Below are 15,153 nucleotides of genomic sequence, written 5' to 3' on the forward strand. Positions count from 1 at the left end.
CGAAGTTTTGTACGCCACGCGGGCTCTAGGGGCTCTAGAAAGTCACACGGCGCTGCTCTGTGCCAATTGCCATGAGAATACCGAAACCAGCCATAAGAGTAATGGCAGATGTCCCACCATGACTGACAAGTGGCAGAGGAACCCCCACCACAGGCAAAAGCCCGGTGACCATTCCGATATTCACAAACACATAGACAAAGAAAGTCAGCGTAATACTCCCCGCCAACAGCCGCCCGAACACTTGCTGGGCCATGAAACTAATATAGATGCCTCGTGCAATGATCAGCACATACAGCAAAAGCAGTAACAGCGCACCGCGCATACCCCACTCTTCGGAGAGCACGGCGATGATAAAGTCAGTGTGGCTCTCGGGCAGAAAGTCCAGCTGGGACTGGGTGCCCTGCATGTAGCCCTTGCCATAAACTCCACCAGAACCGATGGCGGCCTTGGACTGGAAGATATTCCAGCCGGCACCCAGTCGGTCGGCATCCGGGTCGAAGAGAGTCAGGATCCGCTGCTTCTGGTATTCCCGCAGTCCCCACTCCCAGATTGGCCAGGCGGAAGCCACTAGCGCCACCGCCGCACCGCCGATCATCTTCCAACTGAGGCCGGCCAAATACAGGGCGAAGAGCCCCGAAGCTGCAATCAGGATCGAGGTGCCCAGGTCCGGCTGGCGAACGATGAGCGCTGCGGGTACGGCAACAATCACCAGGGCACCGACAACCGTAATAAAGGATGGCGGCAGGGTGCGCCGGTGCAGGAAGGCAGCCACCGACATGGGAACCGCAAGCTTCAGGGCTTCAGAGGGCTGGAACCGGAAACCCCCGATTTCCAGCCAGCGCTGCGCGCCTTTGGCGCCCACCCCGACGAACAATACCGCCACGAGCATCCCGCACCCGGCCACGTACAACCAAGGCGACCAGCGCCGGTACATATCCAGGGGTACCTGGGCGGCGACGAACATGGCGACAAAGGCGATGCAGAGGAAAACAGCCTGACGGCGCACGTAATGTGTCTCGCCACCGGAGGCACTGTAAAGCACGGTCAACCCTACGCCGCAGAGCAGAATCAATAGCGCCAGAAGCGGCACGTCAATATGCCAGCGCCGGGAAAAACTCACCGGGCGGCTGAGACTGCCACCTGAATCCGGCAACCGGTGCATGTAATCGCGACTAGCCACGGGCACCCCCTACTTGTATCTGGACAGGTCCCGGCAGAACGCTGGCGGTCTCTTCGAGCGGCCGTGAGAGCCATTCAGCGAACACCTCGCGAGCCACGGGCGCAGCTACGCCACCTCCACTCTCACCATTTTCCACCAGCACCGCCACCGCGATCTGTGGATCGTCCATGGGTGCGAAGGACACGAACAGGGCGTGATCCCGGTGACGCTCTTTCAGCGCCTCGGAGTCGTACTCCTCACCCTGGGCAATGCCTACCACCTGCGCGGTGCCGGTCTTGCCGGCAACACGAAAGTCCAAATCGGCACCGGCCTTTTTGCCGGTGCCGTTCAGGTCGTAGACGACCGCCTCCATCCCCTCGAACACCAGGTCCCAGTGCTCCGGCCTTGCTTCGATGTGGTGAAGCACTTCCGGTGGCTGCTCCACGCCGTCGATGGCCATCACCACCTGCGGCTTGTAATGCGTGCCGCGGTTGGCGATGGTCGCGGTCATGACCGCCAGCTGCAGCGGGGTAGCGAGCACGAAGCCCTGGCCGAGGACCGCGTTGAGGTTGTCCCCCGGGAACCAGGGCATGCCGCGGGCACCGCGTTTCCAGGCCCGCGAGGGATACAGGCCGGGACGCTCGACCGGCAGATCGATACCGGTCTTGGCACCGAGGCCGAAGCGGGTAGCAATGTCGTGCATGCCGTCGATGCTCCAGCGGTGCGCCATGTCATAGAAATACACGTCACAGCTCTCGGCCAGCGCCTGGATCAGGTCCACTTTCTTGCCGTGGCCCCAGCGTTTCCAGTCGCGGTACAGGCGAGTGTCGTTGGGCAGTTTGTACCAGCCCGGGTCCTTGATCTTGGTCTGGCGATCAATCACGCCGGCGGCGAGGCCGCCAAGCCCCATCAGCGGTTTGAGGGTCGAACCGGGCGGATACTGGCCCTGGACGGCGCGGTTGAACAGGGGGACATCGATGGAATCCCGCAGTGCCTTGTAATCCTTGAAGCTGATGCCGGTCACAAACAGATTCGGGTCGAACGACGGTTTGCTGACAAAGGCCAGCACACCACCAGTCTTCACATCGATGGCGACCACGGAACCGCGATTGTCCCCGAGCGCCTCGGTCGCCACCTTCTGCAGGCGGGCATCCATATGAAGCATCAGCTCGGAGCCGGGTTGCGGATCATGCCGCTCCAGCACCCGCAAAACACGGCCGCGGGCATTGGTCTCCACGTTCTCAAATCCCACTTCACCCAGCAGCACTTCCTCGTAGGACTTCTCCAGCCCCACCTTGCCGATACTCTGCATACCCCGATAGCGACGCACGTCCTCCTCGGAGAACGCCGCCAGCTCCCGCTCGCTGATCCGGCCCACATAGCCGACACTGTGGGCAAACAGGTCCGTCATCGGGTAGTAGCGCACCAGCTCCGCCTCCACCGAGACCCCGGGCAGGCGGAACTCGTTGACACTGACGCGGGCAATTTCCCTCTCGCTAAGCCGGTAGCGCAGTGGCACCGGTTCAAACGGTCGACGGCGCTGCAGGCGCTGGCGGAATTTCTCCACATCGGCGTCGTCCAGCTGCACCAGGCGGCCGATCAGCTCCAGGGTGCCATCCATATCCCGGACCCGCTCCCGAACAATAGAGAGGGTGTAACTGGGGCGATTGTCGGCCAGCAGAGCGCCGTTGCGGTCGTAGATCAGGCCGCGGGTGGCTGGCACCGGCCGCACCTGAATGCGGTTTTCATCGGATTGGGTGCGGTAGTCGTCGTGATTGACCACCTGAAGGTTGTAGAAGCGCGCCACCAGCACGCCCAGCAGCACCACTACGCCCACGAGCGCCACCAGCATACGGTTGCGAAACAGCCGCTGCTCGAGAAGGGGGTCTTTCAGGTGAAGGTCGTGGGCCATTGGTCACTTGGGGCTGGCGCGAAAATTGACCACGAAGTGTACACTTCGGCGGCCTTTTGATGAATGCAAACAGCGAAATTTAATGGAGATTCGCGAAATACGCCGCATTCGCTGACCGCATCGCGGCATCAAGTCCCATCAGACCACCCAGACAGCCCGATGTTCCCCCCGGGGTAGGTCACTGGAGCACTACAGAGCCCTGTGCGGGAAGCTGCGTAGGCACAGCTGTTGACAGCCGGACAGCGCGCGGCCAACTGGTCACTTATGGTAGGGGTGCCCCGCCAGCAGCGTCCAGGCCCGGTAGAGCTGCTCCGCCAAAACCACACGTACCAGTGGATGCGGCAGGGTCAGTGGCGAGAGGGACCAGCGCTGGCGCGCCCGGGCCAGGCAGTCCGGGGCCAGACCATCGGGCCCACCGATCAGCAGGGCCACATTATCCCCCTGCATCTGCCAGCCTTCGAGCTGTTGCGAGAGCTGCTCCGTACTCCAGGGCTTACCCTTTACATCCAGCGCGACCACATGGTCCCGCGGATTCAGGGCCGACAGCATCGCCTCGCCCTCTTTCTGGCGGGCCTTTTCCACCAGTGCGGGAGAGCTTTTCTGGCCGCGCTGCCCGAGGGGGATCTCGACCATCTCCAGGCTGATCTCCCGGGGCAACCGCTTGGCATACTCGTTATAGCCCTCTTGGACCCACCCGGGCATGCGCCCGCCGGCGGCAAGGATACGAATCTTCATAGGGAATCATGCTCTGCGCAGGCGTACACGAAGGCCACCGCACAAAGCGGCTTACTCCTCCCGACTCGCCGGGGTCATGGACCAGAGCTTTTCCAGATCGTAGAAACTGCGCACATCGGCCAGCATCACGTGCACAACGACGTCGCCGTAATCCACCAGCACCCACTCGCCCTGGTCGAGCCCCTCGACTCCGATCGGGCGAACGCCCGCCTTCTTGCCATCTTCGACCACATTGTTGGCCAGGGACTTTACCTGCCGGTTGGAAGTACCGGTACAGATGATGAGCGTGTCCATCACATCACTGAGTTCCGACACGTCCATGGAGACGATGTCCTTACCCTTCAGGTCTTCCAGTGCCTCGATGGCGATTTTCTTGATATCTGTCATAACACCTTGTTTAGCAGCCGCCCTCAGCGGCCGTCCGATAGAGTCGTTTGTCTTCAATATATTCCAATACCGCATCCGGCAGCAGAAAACGGGGGGAATGGCCCCGCGCTATCAGCTCGCGGATACGGGTCGCAGAAATGGGAAGCAAGGTCTGTTCCCGCACCACAATCCGTCCCGACGCCTGTTCCCGCAGATGGTGTTGCTCACCGCTATGCTTGCTCAGCAATTCCGCCACTTCGCCCTCCCCGGGCAGATGCCACCCTGGACGGGTCACCACCACCAGGTGCGCGAGTTCCAGCAGGCGCTGCCAGCGGTGCCAGGTGGTCAGCGTGAGCAGGGAGTCGAGCCCCATGCAGAAGCTGATGGAGACTGAATCGCCCAGTTCCGCGCGCAACTCCTCCAGGGTATCCACCGTGTAGGTAGCGCCGCCGCGCCGCAACTCCCGGTCGTCCATTGCCAGTTGCGGACAGTCACGAATTGCCAGCGCCAGCATCTGCCGCCGGTGTTCAGAGGAAACCCCGGGGGTCTGGCGGTGGCGCGGCTGGTGACTGGGCAGTAGCCGCATCTCGTCAAACTCCAGCGCCACCTTCAGCTCCAGGGCCATCCGCAAATGGCCAAAGTGCACCGGATCAAAAGTGCCGCCGAACAGGGCGATGGTTCTTCTCAAGCTATTCATCTGCTTCAAGGCGTCGGCTTTGCTGTTTACTTCCAATGCCAAGCTGTCAGGGGTGCTCCCAGCCGGGACCGTATGAGGCATGGATGCCGATTACGAGCGTACAGGGAAGTATTCACAGCGTGTCCCGGCTGGGAGCACCGCTGACAGCGCCCCGCACCAGATTGCGCCCACAAAACTCCATACACTTCCGGTTTCAGTCATCACTGATAGCCCCTGCACTTCGAGCCTTACAACCCCCGGAAGCAAGAAGCTTTACTGCCGTACGTGCCCATCCCCCAGCACGATCCACTTCTGGGACGTCAGTCCCTCCAGCCCCACTGGTCCGCGGGCATGGATCTTGTCGGTGCTGATGCCAATTTCCGCGCCGAGACCATACTCGAACCCGTCGGCAAACCGCGTGGATGCATTGACCATCACCGAACTGGAATCCACCTCGGCGAGAAAACGCCGCGCCCGGCTGTAATCCTCGGTCACAATGGATTCCGTGTGCCCGGAGCCATACTGGGCGATGTGATCCATGGCGGCATCCATGTTGGCCACCACCCGGATCGCCAGCACCGGCGCCAGGTATTCCTCGCTCCAGTCCGCGTCCGTCGCAGCCTCGCAGTTGGAGAGGATGCGCAGTGTACGCTCACAGCCGCGAAGCTCAACCTCTCTTTCCCGGTAAGCGGCAGCGAGGCGCGGGAGAATCTCGTCGGCAATCCCCTCTGCCACCAGCAGGGTCTCCATGGCATTACAGACACCAAACCGATGGGTCTTTGCGTTCAGGGCGATATTGAAGGCCTTTTCCCGGTCGGCACGGTCATCGAGATAGACATGGCATACCCCGTGCAGATGCTTGATCACCGGCACCCGCGCATCGCGGCTGACGCGCTCGATCAGGCCGGTGCCGCCCCGTGGCACGATCACATCCACATAGTCCGGCATGGCGATCAGCGCACCGACCGCCGCACGGTCGGTGGTATCCACTACCTGAACCGCAGACTGCGGCAGACCGGCCTCTTCGAGCCCGGCAGCAATACAGGCGGCGATCGCGCCATTGGAATGCAGGGCCTCGCTGCCTCCGCGCAGAATGGTGGCATTGCCGGACTTCAGACAGAGACTGGCGGCATCGATGGTCACATTAGGGCGGGACTCGTAAATGATGCCCACCACCCCCAGGGGCACACGCATTTTGCCCACCTGGATTCCACTCGGCCGAAACTTGAGATCGTCGATCTCGCCCACCGGGTCCGGCAGTTCCGCCACCTGGTGCAGCCCCTCGATCATGGCATCGATACGCTCGTCGTTGAGCTCCAGTCGATCCAGCAGCGCCGCATCCAGGCCGTTTTTGCGCCCGGCATCCATGTCCCTGCCGTTGGCCTCCAGAACTTCGGACCGGCGCCGGTCCAGTTCACGACCGATGGCCTGCAAAGCACTGTTCTTGGTGCTCGTATCCGCGCGAGCAATGGTGCGCGCAGCCTCGCGGGCACGGCGCCCCATGGCCTCAATTTTCTGCTGGGTGGACTGCTGATCGCTGGTATCTGCGGCGCTGGTGGTGGTCACTGAGGCTCTCCGTGCTGGGCAATTGGCCGCGCAGTATACCGCAGAGCCCCGGCGCGGTTGGAAAGCGCGGAAAAATCCGGCAACTTTACCGACAATTGAAATTCGCCAACTATTGCTTGGCCCACTGATCCAGACTGGAAGCGATCGTCGCCAGCCGCTCCAGCGGGTCCTCGGTCGCCAGAAGATCGATGCGAACCTTGTCATCCAGCGGCAACAGTTGCGCCAGCTGCCAGGAGAGCGCATCAGCCGTCTCAACCGGCTCAAACCGGAGTGACAGCATGGCGGCATGCTCCTTGAGTTCATCGAGCACCGCCAGCAGGCCATCGCATTCAGCCGGAACGGGCCGCGGCGGCTGCTCGGGTAGCCAGTTGACCTCCGCAATCATCAAACCATCTTCATTGCGACTGGTACTTTCTATGCGGAAGCGACGCTGCCCCTGCACCATAATGTGCAGCAGCCCCTCCTCACCCTGGCTCCAGTCGACGATGTTGACGAAAACACCGACCGGCCAGACATCCGAACGCCCGACCTCTCCGCCAGCGCGGATCAGAACAATACCGAACCCATCGTCGGCCTTCAGGCTATCGGTGATCAGGCGCAGGTAACGCTGCTCGAAGATCCGCAGTGGCATCGCAACGCCAGGAAACAGGGCTACCCGCAGTGGGAAGATTGGAATCTGGGACACAGGGTTTCTCGCATCCGGGGGATACCCCCAAAGATAACACCTATCGCCGACACCCTACCGCCGAAAGGGCAGAAAAAAGAATTTCATGCCAGCTGGTCTATGCTCTACAGAGACAATTTCTTGGAGACACCCATGCGCTGGAAAAAGGGTCGCAGAAGCAAGAATATCGAGGACCGCCGGGGAGAATCCGGCGGCGGCGGTTTCGGCGGACTGGGCAACCTGCTCGCCATCGCTCCCTTTCTGCTACGCAGTAAGAAAGGCTGGCTGATCCTCGCAGCCATCGCGGCGTTCTATCTTTTTTTTGGCAATGGCAACCTGTTCCAGAGCGGGACGCAGCAGGCGCAGGTACCTGACTCGGCAAGCCGCCAGCCCGCACAGCCTGACGATATTGTCGCGGATTTCGTCTCGGTAGTACTGGCGGACACCGAGGACACCTGGACCCAGCTGTTTGCCACCGCAGGCTCGCAGTACACCCCGCCGAAACTGGTCCTGTATGACGACATGATCCGCTCTGCCTGCGGCCTGAACAGTGCGGCGGTGGGCCCGTTTTACTGCCCGGGAGACGGCAAGGTGTACCTGGACCTGGGATTTCTCAATGAACTGAAGCGCCTCGGCGCCCCCGGCGACTTCGCTTTCGCCTATGTTATCGCCCATGAAGTGGGCCACCATGTTCAGAACCTGCTGGGCACTTCACAAAAGGTTCAGCAGGCCCGCATGCAGTCGGATAAGGTAACCGCTAACCGGCTCTCGGTGATGCTGGAGCTGCAAGCGGACTGCTTTGCTGGCGTCTGGGCCTTCTATGCCCATCGCGACCGGCAGCTTCTGGAGCCCGGCGATATAGAGGAAGGAATCAACGCCGCAGCCGCCGTCGGTGACGACCGGCTGCAGCGAAAGTCCGGCCGCGCGGTATCACCCGACAGCTTCACCCATGGCAGCGCAGAACAGCGTGCCTACTGGTTCCGCCGCGGCTTCGAGAGCGGCGACGTCACCCAGTGCAACACCTTTGCCGCGCTGTCCGGGCAGTGAGACAGCGCACTGCAAGCCGCAGGCAAAACCTCTAAGATGAAGCAGCAGCCTTAAAACTTCCCCGCATTTTTGACGGAGACAACCTTATGCCAAAAGCGACTGCACGCCATATTCTGGTAGAGAGCGAAGAGAAGTGTCAGGAACTGAAAAAGGAAATTGAAGGTGGAGCCGACTTCGGTGTGATCGCCCAGGAACACTCCAAATGCCCGTCCGGGCGCAACGGTGGCGATCTGGGCGAGTTCAGCCAGGGCCAGATGGTGCCGGAATTCGACCAAGTCGTATTTTCAGATGAGCTCAACAAAGTGCACGGGCCCATCAAAACGCAATTTGGCTACCACCTGCTGGAAATCACCAGCCGTAGTGACTAGCGCCCGCGCCTAAAGTCCGAAGAAGAATCACGGTTTCCCCTCATGATGCCGTGATGTGTGGCGCCGCGGTGACAGACCGCGGTAGCCGCCCTGCCTCCAAAACCCCTTCCCCCCTACCTGCATATCTGCGCACGCACCCAGCAGATCCACTGTCGGTCCGTTCCCGTTATTGCTGGCGCCAATCATTCATGCACAAACTTTGAGCGTTTTTAAACATCACTCGCAGATGAAGTTCACTAGACTCACTGTTTTCACCCACGCCGAGAGGCCCCGACAGGCTGTTGTGGCGCCCAATCCTTTTTCGACTACAGCAAATGGCGCATTTTTCTACTCCGCCTGTTTGAATTTTTGCAAAATCGCGACAAAGGGAAATAATTTATTCCCATGCTGTAGCCTTGCCAGAATTTATAAATTAGACTCAAACCGTCCTCCCGTTCGGTGTCTGAACACCTTTTAAGATGGACAGGGCCTTGGACAAAAAATGACAGCGATGTCACGTTGAGGATACCAAGGCGCAAGGAGAGTGAGTCTTGGCATTAGTGTCAGCTTTGACACTTGGGGTGCGCCGGGGCATAGAAAATCGCATAACGATAAGACCGGGGAAAACCTATGTCATCAAACGTGTTCCACAAAAAACTGCTGGCAAGCGGTATCGCACTGGCACTCGCCGGCGCCGCTGCGCCCCTGGCATTCGCCCAGGAAGAAGAGAAAAAAGAAAAGAAATCCACCCAGATTGAAGAAGTCGAGGTAGTGGGCTTCAAGGCGTCTCTGGAAAGAGCCATCGATGCCAAGCGCTACGCCACTATGGTGATGGACAGCATCACCTCTGAGGATATCGGCAAGTTCCCCGACAAGAACATCGGTGATGCCCTGATGCGCATTCCGGGTGTGGGCATTGAGCGTCGCTTCGGCGAAGCCGACGGCGTCAGCATCCGCGGCCTGGACCCTGCCCTGAGCCTGACTTATCTCAACGGCCAGTCCATCTCTACCGCCCAGTGGTTCGAGGGCTACCGCCCGACCCGTGGCTTCCGCTCCGATATGCTGGCCGCCGAGCTGGTCTCCAGCCTGGAAGTGTACAAGTCACCGCGCGCCGACCTGCCCGATGGATCTGTTGGCGGTATCGTGAACATCAAGACAGCCCGACCGCTGGACCTGGATAGCGGAACCGCCCGCGGTTCCGTCGAGTACCAGTACTCTGAAAATGCAGAGCGCTGGGATCCGGCCTACTCCGGTCTCTACAGCTGGAAATCTGATGACGAGAAGTTCGGCGTGCTGGTCAGCGCCTCCCACCAGGAGCGTTTCACCACTTACGACGCCATGGAAAACTACTATGGCACGGGTGTAGCCGAGAAAAATGTAGAACCCGCCGGCAACTTTACTCACGCCACTTGGGGCGCCGGTCACGCGATCTTCCAGCAGCAGCGTGAGCGTACCGCTTACAACTTCACTGCACAGTACCAGCCGACCGAACAGCTGAATATCGTCGCCAACTACCTAAACTTCGAGCTCTCTGCTGACAACGTCAACTCCAACTACCTGGTGGTCCCGGGTCGCACCAATGACATCAACAATGTCACTGCGTCCAAAGAATTCCCCGCGGGCAACGGCATCCTGAAGCATGACTCCGTGCTGGGTAACGTATCGGGCGATCTTGGTGATGATTACTGGTTCGGCCCCGACTCTTTCTTCCGTAACACTAACCCGGAAGCCCAAGCGTTCGACTTGGACGTAACCTACACCCACGACCTGTTTGAAGCTCATGCGCAGGTTGGCCACACCGAAGCACAGGGTGACATTATCGTCATTGGTTACTTCGGCAAGATCAACGCCGCTAATGCCGACGTGGCCGGCCTGACCGGTGACGAAGTTCTGACCCTCGACCTGACCGGCAACAAGCTGGGCGTCGACTTCCAGGGCTTTGATCCGAGCAATCCGGGCAACTACCCACTGGAGATTCGCGGCCGGAACCCGCACATTGAAGACTCCGACGAGGAAACTTATGCACAGTTTGATCTGACGGTGCCGATCGACAATGGCGGATATATTACCTCTGTAAAAACTGGCTTAAAGTATCAGGATCACACCAACGAGCGTCACTTGTACAACTTTGACGCCCAGATTCCTCAGGATCTTGCGCTCGGCAATGCAACCTACGCAGACCTTCCCGTCAATACTGGCTGTGGCCAATATGAAGAGACCGCTAAGAGTAACACTCTGACTTGCCTCCCAACCCTGGACCTTGATGGGATTCGAAGTCTCTCTGCTCGCCTGACTCCTGGGAATACACGTCAAGACGAAAGCCTCGGCGATTTCTACCAAATTAACGAGGATAAGCTGGCGCTGTACGCCATGGCAGAGTTCGAATATGACAAACTAAGCGGCAACTTTGGTGTCCGCTATGTCGATTATGAACTGGAGTCCATCGCCAACCAGTCCATTGGTAAGATTGATGGCGTGGATGTCTGGAATCTAAATGTCCCCGTCACCAACGATTATGCTGAGGCCCTGCCCAGCTTGAACGTTGTTTATGAGCTTCAGGAAGACCTGCTGATTCGTGGTGCTGCTGCACGGGTTATGTCTCTGCCCAATTACCAGGACCTTCGTAACACCTTTAGCTATAACAGCACCACAGGTAAGGGCTCTGCGGGTAACCCACTGCTAGACCCGTGGCTGGCAACTCAACTGGATTTAGGCGTGGAGTGGTATTTCGCTGAAGGTGCACTGGCAAGTGCCACTTACTTCCGCAAAGATATTGATTCCTTCCTGTTCTCTGTTTCAGAGATCGAACCCCGAGACGTGGTTCTCGAGGGCACGACCGAAATCGTTGAAGACTTCCCTCTCGAGGTCTCCCGAACCAAAAATGGTGGTGAGGCGAAGCTGCAGGGTCTAGAGCTTCAGGTTCAGTCCGAGATCGCTTACGGCTTCGGTGTCAGCGCCAACTACACTTTCACTGACGCTGAAGTTGTCGATAACCAGGGGCAGGATGGTCTGAACCTGCCGGGCAACTCCGAAGACCTGTGGAACGTCACCGGTTACTGGGAGAATGACCGCTACAGTGCCCGCCTGATGGCCAACCATCGCGGTGAGTTCTTTAATGGTTTCCGCATCGGTACCGCCTCCGAGACTGAAGCGTTCACCTCTGTGGACGTGGCCTTCTCTGCAGATGTCACTGACAACGTGACACTGAGCCTGCAAGGCGTCAACCTGACCGGTGAGCTGTACCGCACCAAGAATTCGCAGGATTCCTGGGACGGCATCTTCCAGCTGATCAACGACGGCGGCACTCGCTGGTTCATGAATGCCTCGATGAAGTTCTAAGGGGTATTTCCCGGCTCCTCACCGGAGCCGGATTCCAGCCAAAAAAAACCGGCGCACAGCGCCGGTTTTTTTATGGCTGCGTTTCCACTTCAGATACTCTGGAAACGGAAATCCTTGAGCTGGTCCAGAAGCCGGCGATTGGTCACCAGTTGTGAGGGAACCTCACTGCGCATCTGCGCGATACGGGCAAAGTTCTCTCGGGCATATTCGAGATGCGGCAGGCGAGCGGGGTTCGACTGCTGGTAGTGGCCGTACCCCATACCGAACAGAATAAATTCATAGCTCTCCCGCACAAACGGCTCGAGACTGCTCGATAGGTCAAAACGGCTCGGTGGGTAGTAGCGCCAGAACTCCAGGTATTCTTTCAGGGAATCTGGTGCGGTTTCAGGTCTGGTGTTTTCGATCCAGAACTCGGAGTCAGTGCGCCCACTCAGGAAGTAGTGCAGTTTGATGAAATCGACCACGCTGTTCCAGCGGCTGATAAAGGAGGCGTTGTACCTCTTTTCCAGTAACTCCAGCATGGCTCGATTACGGGGAAACAGCTCACCGAGCATATTGCAGGAGGCCTCGATCAGGAAGATCGCACTCGCCTCCAACGGCTCGAGAAAAGCTGCCGACAGGCCAACGGCCACACAGTTCTTGTGAAAGACTTTCTCCCGGTAACCCAAGCGCATCTTGATCCGTTTAGCATCCAGCTGCTCACTTCCGGGCCCCAGGTAACGGCGGAGTTGGTCCTCCGCCTCGTCATCACTGATGAAATCATCACTGTAGACATGACCGGTGCCACGCCGCGAATGCAGGCCAATATCCCAGATCCATCCTGCCTGCTGGGCAGTGGAAATCGTGGGGCTGGCAATCGGTTCTGCCGCTGATTGGTAGGGCATCTGTATGGCGATGGCACTATTGACGAACAGCTTGTCGCTCACTGAGCGAAAGGGAATGTCGTAGGTGCCATCTATCAATAAAGCGGTAAAACCGCTGCAATCCACAAAGAAATCGCCATCGATATCCCCCGCTTCCCGGGTCGAGAGTGACGCGATGTAACCATCTTTGCTGAGGTTAGCGCGCTCTATATGCGCGGAGACATGCTGCACACCGAGATCTGAGGTGGCCACGCGCTGCAACATGCGGGCGAATTTCCCCGCGTCCAGATGGTAAGCGTAATTGAGCAGACCCTCATAGGTCGGTGTTGCCATCGTCTTGGGGGCGAAGTTTCCGCGGCAGGCCTCTGGCTGCACCGAAATGGCATCGGCATATGGCAGGCCGATCTCTGACTGCAGATAGTGCCAGTAGGGCCCCGGTGCGGTACGCCACTGCGTATGTGGCAGTTCGAAAGAATGATAGTAGGCTGCATCGGAGCCATCCCGATTCAGCTTGTGCCAATTCACAAACTGGGTGCCCTGTTTGAAAGACACGTCGCACTCGCGAATAAAATCCGTTTCGTCGATTCCGATGCGCTTCAGTGTATTGCGCATGGTGGGCCAGGTGCCCTCGCCAACGCCAATTGTCGGCGTATCCGGCGACTCTACCAATGTAATCGTGGTCTCGGGGTCTGCAAGGATATTGAGCTGCTTCGCCAGGGAGGCCGCCACCAGCCAGCCGGCCGTTCCACCGCCGACAATGACTATATTTCTTATTGTGTCCAAAACTGCCCCCGATGTGGCGTTGTACCAGCAACAAACTGGTGTTGTAATTTGTTCTTGTTGTCGGGCACTGCACCCAGGAAAGCCCTACTTTCGTTGTTAAGTTTGCCACTGTTACGCAACAGTGGGAACCGTCGCTCCCCGGGGGAAACCGAGTTGAAAAAGCCATTTTCTATTTTGATCGTCGGGGGCGGAACCGCGGGCTGGATGGCTGCAAACCTGATGGCCCATAAATGGGGTGACCGGAAAGTCTCCATTACCCTGCTGGAGTCGGACGCCATTGGCACAATCGGCGTCGGTGAGGGCAGCACCCCCTACCTGAAGGGCTTTTTCAAGACGCTGGGTATTGCCGAGTCGGAGTGGATGCCCGCCTGCAATGCGACTTACAAGTGTGGTATCCGCTTTCCACACTGGTCGACGGTTCCTGGCTATGAGTCTTACTATCACCCCTTCTTTTCGCCACTGGATCGCGAAATCGGACAGGTGTTTTTCAACAATGCCAGCCTGCGGCGGAGTGGCCTCGATGCTCCCGCCAACCCAACAGATTTTTTCCATGCGCCATTTTTGTCATCAAATGCTTACGCCCCGCTGCCGGAGCAGCCACTACCGTTTGAACTGGACTATGGCTACCACTTTGATGCCGGATTGCTGGGACGCTTTCTGCGCGACAGGGCCAAGTCCGCGGGCGTAAGACATATCGTCGACACCATCTCCAGCGTGGAAAGAAAAGGCGAAACGATTGAAGCCGTTACAGCAGAGGATACCGGCCGCCACCCCGCCGACTTCTTTGTCGACTGTTCCGGTTTTCGTGCCCTGCTTCTCGGGAGCGCACCCGGCTACCAGTTCCGCCCATTCCACGAAACGCTATTCAATAATGCGGCTGTCACGGTTCAGATCCCGCGGGATGACCACGCACCCCTGCTCTCGGAAACGATCTCAGAGGGGCTATCCAGTGGCTGGATGTGGCGTATCCCGCTGCAGAATCGCACTGGCTGTGGTTATGTCTACAGCGACCGGTTCCTGTCCGCCGATGGCGCCGAAAGCGAACTGCGTAAAACCCTCGCCTTGCCCGACTCAGCACAGGTCAATCACCTGCGAATGAAAGTGGGCCGGGTGGAAGAGCACTGGCAAGGTAACTGCCTCGGTGTCGGGCTTTCACAGGGTTTTATCGAGCCGCTGGAAGCCACTGCACTGATGCTGGTGCAGTTCACCATCGAGCATTTTCTGGAGGCATTCAGCCCGGGGAGGCCCGAGGTCGATCATGCGTCTCGGGAAAAGGTCTTCAACCAGCGCATCAACCGCCTCTTTGACGGTGTGCTCGATTACGTGGCCGGGCACTACAAACTCAACAGCCGTGACGATACGCCCTACTGGCGTGCCGCCCGCGAAGAGATTGTGATCTCTGACCGGCTCCGGGCGCTGATCGATTGCTGGGACAAAAACAGCGATGTCGACCACATGCTGGATCAAGCAGGGGAGGAGCTGGTGTACTCGAGGGCCAGCTGGTATTCGCTGCTGGCCGGGATGGGGCGCTTTCCGAAAAATCTGCGCCGGGCCGACACAGGCCTTCAGCAGGAAAGCGAGGAGGTGCGGCGCTTCTGCACCGGCAACCTGAACCGATTCCGTTCACATCAGGCGCAGCTGGATCAGCTGTCGCTGGCACGGCAAGAAGCCGAGCCCGCTTAGCTTGAGGGAGACA

The 15,153-nt window shown here is 58.9% G+C and carries 12 protein-coding genes; 4 read left to right on the forward strand and 8 right to left on the reverse strand.

Annotated elements, in window-relative coordinates:
* Positions 1–34 precede the first annotated feature (34 nt).
* From rodA to AWR36_RS11780, 7 genes are all read right to left on the reverse strand, one after another.
* Entirely contained in the window at positions 35–1,180 is a 1,146-nt protein-coding gene (gene rodA / locus AWR36_RS11750; protein WP_231745314.1) for a rod shape-determining protein RodA, read from the reverse strand.
* Positions 1,173–3,071: a penicillin-binding protein 2 gene (mrdA, locus tag AWR36_RS11755; RefSeq protein WP_067085163.1), complete on the reverse strand. Its 1,899-nt coding sequence runs from the start codon at positions 3,069–3,071 to the stop codon at positions 1,173–1,175. The genes rodA and mrdA overlap by 8 nt, the downstream gene beginning before the upstream one ends.
* 258 nt (positions 3,072–3,329) lie before the next feature.
* Positions 3,330–3,806: a 23S rRNA (pseudouridine(1915)-N(3))-methyltransferase RlmH gene (gene rlmH / locus AWR36_RS11760; RefSeq protein ID WP_067085166.1), complete on the reverse strand. Its 477-nt coding sequence runs from the start codon at positions 3,804–3,806 to the stop codon at positions 3,330–3,332.
* 51 nt (positions 3,807–3,857) lie between these two features.
* Positions 3,858–4,193 (reverse strand): ribosome silencing factor, encoded by a 336-nt coding sequence (gene rsfS / locus AWR36_RS11765; protein WP_067085168.1) that lies wholly within the window; start codon positions 4,191–4,193, stop codon positions 3,858–3,860.
* A gap of 10 nt (positions 4,194–4,203) precedes the next feature.
* Positions 4,204–4,869: a nicotinate-nucleotide adenylyltransferase gene (nadD, locus tag AWR36_RS11770; RefSeq protein ID WP_067085585.1), complete on the reverse strand. Its 666-nt coding sequence runs from the start codon at positions 4,867–4,869 to the stop codon at positions 4,204–4,206.
* A 252-nt stretch (positions 4,870–5,121) separates the two neighbouring features.
* Positions 5,122–6,414, reverse strand: coding sequence for a glutamate-5-semialdehyde dehydrogenase (locus AWR36_RS11775; RefSeq protein WP_255353984.1), 1,293 nt, complete (start codon positions 6,412–6,414; stop codon positions 5,122–5,124).
* Between the two features lie 109 nt (positions 6,415–6,523).
* Positions 6,524–7,099, reverse strand: coding sequence for an LON peptidase substrate-binding domain-containing protein (locus tag AWR36_RS11780; RefSeq protein ID WP_067085170.1), 576 nt, complete (start codon positions 7,097–7,099; stop codon positions 6,524–6,526).
* A 132-nt stretch (positions 7,100–7,231) separates the two neighbouring features.
* On the opposite strand from AWR36_RS11780, the gene ypfJ reads away from it, so the two are divergent.
* The 3 genes from ypfJ (at position 7,232) to AWR36_RS11795 (ending at position 11,811) form a co-directional block, all read left to right on the forward strand.
* Positions 7,232–8,125 carry a KPN_02809 family neutral zinc metallopeptidase gene (gene ypfJ / locus AWR36_RS11785; RefSeq protein ID WP_067085589.1) on the forward strand — a complete coding sequence of 298 codons (894 nt, stop codon included), beginning with the start codon at positions 7,232–7,234 and terminating at the stop codon, positions 8,123–8,125.
* Positions 8,126–8,211: 86 nt separating this feature from the next.
* Complete coding sequence (locus AWR36_RS11790) at positions 8,212–8,493, forward strand: peptidylprolyl isomerase (protein WP_067085173.1); 282 nt, start codon at positions 8,212–8,214, stop codon at positions 8,491–8,493.
* 609 nt (positions 8,494–9,102) lie between these two features.
* On the forward strand, positions 9,103–11,811 hold the full coding sequence (locus AWR36_RS11795) for a TonB-dependent receptor (RefSeq protein WP_067085175.1): 2,709 nt from the start codon (positions 9,103–9,105) through the stop codon (positions 11,809–11,811).
* A gap of 89 nt (positions 11,812–11,900) precedes the next feature.
* On the opposite strand, the gene AWR36_RS11800 is transcribed toward AWR36_RS11795, so the two are convergent.
* Positions 11,901–13,457: a tryptophan halogenase family protein gene (locus AWR36_RS11800; protein WP_067085178.1), complete on the reverse strand. Its 1,557-nt coding sequence runs from the start codon at positions 13,455–13,457 to the stop codon at positions 11,901–11,903.
* A gap of 153 nt (positions 13,458–13,610) precedes the next feature.
* Between AWR36_RS11800 and AWR36_RS11805 the strand changes: the two genes are divergently transcribed.
* Positions 13,611–15,140: a tryptophan halogenase family protein gene (locus tag AWR36_RS11805; RefSeq protein WP_096866655.1), complete on the forward strand. Its 1,530-nt coding sequence runs from the start codon at positions 13,611–13,613 to the stop codon at positions 15,138–15,140.
* The last annotated feature ends 13 nt before the right edge of the window (positions 15,141–15,153 follow it).

The sequence above is a fragment of the Microbulbifer flavimaris genome, from assembly GCF_001641755.2.
Lineage (GTDB): Bacteria > Pseudomonadota > Gammaproteobacteria > Pseudomonadales > Cellvibrionaceae > Microbulbifer > Microbulbifer flavimaris.